Origin of the sequence: Peribacillus sp. YIM B13482, from assembly GCF_042787975.1 — a bacterium.
Taxonomy (GTDB): domain Bacteria; phylum Bacillota; class Bacilli; order Bacillales; family DSM-1321; genus Peribacillus; species Peribacillus simplex_A.
On record NZ_JBHZPF010000112.1, the window covers coordinates 1 to 5,434 of the forward strand.

5 protein-coding genes and 1 pseudogene are annotated in these 5,434 nt (G+C 33.1%); 2 read left to right on the forward strand and 4 right to left on the reverse strand.

The window, feature by feature from the left end; genetic code table 11:
- Positions 1-155: 155 nt before the first annotated feature.
- From ACFX4L_RS24900 to ACFX4L_RS24910, 3 genes are all read right to left on the reverse strand, one after another.
- A complete protein-coding gene (locus tag ACFX4L_RS24900; RefSeq protein WP_377406608.1) occupies positions 156-491 on the reverse strand; it encodes a ribonuclease E inhibitor RraB in 336 nt (111 codons plus the stop codon).
- A gap of 580 nt (positions 492-1,071) precedes the next feature.
- Entirely contained in the window at positions 1,072-1,254 is a 183-nt protein-coding gene (locus ACFX4L_RS24905; RefSeq protein ID WP_377387417.1) for a hypothetical protein, read from the reverse strand.
- A 240-nt stretch (positions 1,255-1,494) separates the two neighbouring features.
- Complete coding sequence (locus ACFX4L_RS24910; protein WP_377406610.1) at positions 1,495-1,845, reverse strand: DoxX family protein; 351 nt, start codon at positions 1,843-1,845, stop codon at positions 1,495-1,497.
- Between the two features lie 537 nt (positions 1,846-2,382).
- On the opposite strand from ACFX4L_RS24910, the gene ACFX4L_RS24915 reads away from it, so the two are divergent.
- Both ACFX4L_RS24915 and ACFX4L_RS24920 read left to right on the forward strand, forming a co-directional pair.
- Entirely contained in the window at positions 2,383-2,895 is a 513-nt protein-coding gene (locus tag ACFX4L_RS24915) for a DinB family protein (RefSeq protein ID WP_377406612.1), read from the forward strand.
- Between the two features lie 479 nt (positions 2,896-3,374).
- Positions 3,375-4,250 (forward strand): R2-like ligand-binding oxidase, encoded by an 876-nt coding sequence (locus ACFX4L_RS24920; RefSeq protein WP_289336596.1) that lies wholly within the window; start codon positions 3,375-3,377, stop codon positions 4,248-4,250.
- A gap of 686 nt (positions 4,251-4,936) precedes the next feature.
- On the opposite strand, the pseudogene ACFX4L_RS24925 reads toward ACFX4L_RS24920, so the two are convergent.
- Positions 4,937-5,434, reverse strand: a pseudogene (locus ACFX4L_RS24925) (hypothetical protein); the annotation flags it as partial.

Sequence of the window (5,434 nt, forward strand, 5' to 3'; positions counted from 1 at the left end):
ACTCTAATGAATATTTTGTCATAAAAAATAGCACCTCCAATTGTTAGATAGTGTCTAACAATTGGGGTGCAGTTCATTGGTGGCCTTCTTATGGCGCTAACGCACCCGTTAGTTCATTAAGAACTGGTGATTTTATAACAAGAACAGCTATTAAATCAATCAACCATAACTTCCCATCCATCTGTGTATCCATCGTAAGGTTTACTTAATTCATCAATTCGTTTTTGTATATCAATAATGTCTTCGTAATTTAAAAGCATTTTTATAAAACAATAACAAGTCCAATCTTCTGTTTCATCATCTTTTTCTAATTCACAATTAAGGCCAGCATCTCTTAATGCATTTAATACAGATTCACCACTCTTTTTATCTGGAACTGCAACAAAAAAATCTACATCTTGTGATTCTTTAAAATCCACACCTTGTTTATATAGCATTTTTAGCACTTGTCCATCTTCATCGTTAGGGAATTTTTTAGGGAATAATTTCATTATTTATCGTCACCTTCATTCTTGAGTAGTAATTAGTTCTTAACGGTATTTTACTTCAACTAACCTGCCTTAAAGACAGCTCTGATCTTCAGCTAACGCACCGTTCATTAGGGATAAAATCTCATTCACCTGTTAAAATCTCTATAAATATAATGGTAATAACAAAAGCTAACAAAGAAAGTAAAACTCTATTAAATAAATGAATAGGCATTAGACGTTCTTTTAGCTTAAAGTATCCATTTAACACGACGATTAGTATAGCAAAATGAATAATTATTGCTATTAAATCAGTGTAAGTAAATGGCTTGCTTATGTAACTATCTGAGTAAAACCCTGTTAGGATTATTACAGTAAATAGAATAAATTGGATTCCAAAATATTTAATAAGATTCAAACTGCAAAAGCTCCTTCTCAATTTCTCATTGTGTTTCACCATTATTGTAGCTGTAAGAAACAACTTTGGGAAACAGTTACATATCGAGAAAACTTCTTCAACTAACCCGCCCCATTAGTTATTTAGAAAAAAAGCTGCCTAAAAAACAGCTCTGATCTTCAGCTAACCCAACTGTTAGCTTAACAACTATTCTTTATCTCGGTGCATCAAATTCAATTGGAAGAAAATAGAACTCAATAAAGCTATTATCATTCCTAACATTGCAGCATAACCAGAAAATACTTCATTTCCCTCGATAACACTACAAATAACTATTCCACCAATTCCACCGAAAACTAATATTAATAACCAAACAACTAAAGATGCCATTTTATCCCCCCGTACATTTATCTGTATATCATATTTTACCATTTCTTATTCAACTATCCTGCCCCTTTAGTTCCATAAGAAAAGGAGCTGCTGATCAGCTCCTGGTAATGAAGTAAAGCACCCGTTAGTTCAACAAGAACATTCACAAAGCCCCTCAAAGACTGATTCAGTAGGGGATTAACATAAATAGAGGAAGTAAAATTATAAGTTTTATTAAACTCTCCAAAATTGTGAACAAATTTAAGCGAACGTTAAGTTCTTGATAATCACCATGATAGATAATATTAAACAGATCATTGCAGGAATAATCATTACAATAGATTGATGCGCTCGAAAAATATGAGCATGTAGGGCTCCTATCATGATAAGTACAAACAATACACCTGATCCAATAGCCAAGTATCTATTCCAGATACCCCCAAGCATTCCTATTGCTCCAATAAGTTCAATAAATCCAATTACAGACATGAACCATAATGGATATTGATAATGCTGCCAATGTTCAACCTGAAACGGGATACGTAAAAGTTTTATGAAACCTCCGACTAAAATAAAAACTGCTAAAATTACTTGCATAACAATAGCAATCATCTAACCTCACTCCTTTTAAAGGCCTATTTAAGAGTATTCTCTTTTAACGATTGTATGGATATATATGTATATAATGATTCTATCATTATTAGAAGGGGTACCGCCAGCGAAACGCAGATTAACAACGCTAAGGGGCGAAGAACCCAAAAATCCCTTGATATGACAACGTTAAGAGAACCTTCCTAATCTCCATATGTCATAAAGTCCCTTAATCAAATGAAATATTGCATAACTTGAATGCAGGCTTTTTGACATGAGGAAATCAAAGGATATTAGGCTTGTCATAAAGCATGCTTTTTGACAGTAGCTACAACATTGAAAAAAACCCTATATTTGTTTAAAAACGTTAGTCATGCTATTCCATTAAAAGGCCATTTAATGAAATAAGGCTTATCAGCAAACTGCAGTTAAGTTGTAAAAGGAGTTTTGTAATTAAAACAGAATAATTATATTTACCTCCAGAATTTGTAAGTGAGTTATTTATCATTAGGTATCAATTAAAAAATACAAGATAATGAAAAAAGGAGGAAATTTAAAATGACGCATCCCGCATTAAAAATGTACGAATACCACGCATGGGCAAATGGAGTTATAATTGATCGTTTAAAAGAACTTCCGCAAGACATTTATCATAAGGAAATTCAAACAGGTTTTTCTTCAATATCAAAGGTGTTGTCCCACATTTATGCCTCAGATTACACATGGTTTGACATTATTTCAGGTAAAAGCATGAATGAAGCATTGGCGCATGAAGATCAGTTAAGAGAACAGGCGGAAACAAAAAGTATTGAGGAAATGAAAAAGATCTTTTTAGACTTATCTGAACGTTACAAAGCACTTCTAAACAGTCAAGAAGATATTGACAAGGTGATTGTAGTTGATAACCCCTATGCTGGGTTGCTTGAAACCTCAGTTTCTGAATTGGTGCTACATGTTGTCACTCACGGATCTTATCATCGTGGGAATATAGCTACCATGTTACGGCAAATGGGACACACCTCCGTGATGCAAGATTATGGACTTTACCTATTCATGCCCCAAACTTCATGATTACTCGTCTGGGGGTCTTGTATATTTTTATAAAAATTCTTCAATTAAAAGAGTGCTAATGTAATAAGGTGTGAACACGTTTCAACGACCTGAGTAATTCTGGGATAGGGCGCGATTGTTAATAATTAAATCCCAATATCTCATTTATATCACTGAGAGATTGGGATTTTTAATGCTGGAATATCCTTAACGTTGTAAATCCGCCGCTACCCCTTATTATTTGTTCGTTTTAAGCTTTAAGAGCTTCAAAATAATCAAATTTTTATTTTAAAAAAAGATATGAAATTTTAATTATTCAAAATATATATTGACAATTACTACTGGGGAAATATAATAAAAATGGAATGAACACTCATACTTTCTTCAATGTTACATCCTAAATTGTAAATTTTCTCCCTCTATAGATTTAAACTTCAAAAGCTTATCATAGTATCGTCCCATTTCACGTTAAAATCATAACCAATTTAGGAGGAATGTTGATGCGTCATTATGTGTCTACTAGTCAAAAAGGAATTAATCGAGACTCACTGCCATTTAAACTATATGAGAAGGCTAAAAAATTTGGAACTTGGGATCCTAACAACATTGATTTTAGTAAAGATAAAGCAGATTGGGAATCATTAAATACGGACCAGCAAGATACACTTCTTCAACTAATTTCCTTTTTTTACGGTGCTGAAGAGGCCGTAACCCATGATATTCTTCCACTTATTTATGCAATTTCAAAAACAGGACAATATGAGGAAGAAATGTATTTAACAACCTTTTTATTCGAGGAAGCGAAACATGCAGACTTTTTTAGTCTTTTGTTACAAAACATCGGTATTAAACGAGATTTAAATTCTTTTCTTTCACCTGTTTATAGAAAGGTATTTGATGAAATATTGCCAGAAACGATGGGCCGCCTATTACATGACCAATCTCCTGAAGCCATTGCGGATGCCTCCGTTGTTTATAATATGTTTGCAGAAGGAGTACTTGCTGAAACCGGTTATTGGGATTTTTATGAGAGTTTAGCTAAAATTAAAAAAATGCCTGGCCTCCTAGAAGGGATTACCCATATTAAAAGAGACGAGTCAAGGCACATCGGATTTGGAACCTTCCTATTACAACGTCTTATTTCTGAGAATCCACATTTATTAGACCATATTTTAAATAAACTCCAAGGATTAATGCCAATTGCAATCGAATTGAGTGAAACGATGCGATTTGAAGAAGTAAGTCCATTTGGTGTAAAAAAATCAGATAGTCAAGCTTTTATGGCCAAACAATTGAATGCAAGGATAGAAGTGTTGAAGCGAGCTCAAGGTAAAAGCTTAGACGAGATTTACCGTACGGAAATTATTTTTGAATAATTAAAAGTCAAGGTGCAAAAAGCCACTACAAAACAGTTTCTTTAGATATATAATAATTATTGATCTGGCGCAAGAATTGAATAACGATGGACTGTTTCAGCAGTCCATTTTTTTTTGTCCTTTATTCAGCTAAAGGGGCAGCAGTTTAATACAACAAGAGATCAAAATGAAAGGGATATAATATGATTAAGCCAATCTTGGAATATTCTGTATCTCATCTATTATTTTTATTCTTGGTAGTTTAATGAGAGCCTTAGTTAAGCTAGTCTATGCAAGTATGGAAATAAACGTAGATAATACTTCTGGTGGATGGTTTGTTGGTATAACAATCTTAATATTACTTTTTGTATTCTATAGAAATCGTCTTCAATTTTCAGGATTTTATAATGAGGAAGGAAAAAAAAACTCCCAAAGAAAATTAGTGTATCTTTGATTTGTTTTTCAATTTTTATGATAATCGTTGCACCTTTATTTCGCTAACTGGGAACATTAGTTTAAGAAGAATTTATTGATTTTAGGACTGAGATCTTATTTTAGTTATTCCAGAAAAGGGCGCGTTTGTTGAACAAGAAGTAAAAGGGCGATACATATTATATATGACTAATATGTATCGCCCTATATTTTTTATGGATTTTTACGATTTAGGTCTTGATAAGTTAACCCTGCTAACGCCTTTAGGCTATTTATTATTCTTCACAATCCAATAATTTAATGATTTTCTGAATGGCCTCCGTAGTATCCCCTTTTCTAAAAGCATCTATAAAGTCCATGTAAAGGAGTTCAAGCACTCTTTCAATGGTGTAACCATGGTTTGGATAAGATTCCTCCATATCTGCAAGAATGATTTCACCACGAAGGGCATATTTACGCCTCATACTTATAGGCAGGGCTTTTAGTTCTTCATGTTGCTCTTTATGAATGAGTTTAAAAATGGAGTCCGTTTTCTTTTCCAATACAGCAGTCTTTCCAGATTCATGTTCCAATCTAGTGAGAACTTTAAAAATCTTCTTTAAATCGGGGTTTATCTTTGCCTCATAAAGAAAATCCTCGTATAGAAGCGTTAATAAATCCCTTTGATCAAATGGTGTTTCTGTTATATCTTGAATATTGGACAGGTTACACTTAGTTGGACAATAAAAATAAGGGCATGTAGAATCATACACAATAAGTGAGGAGAATCTACT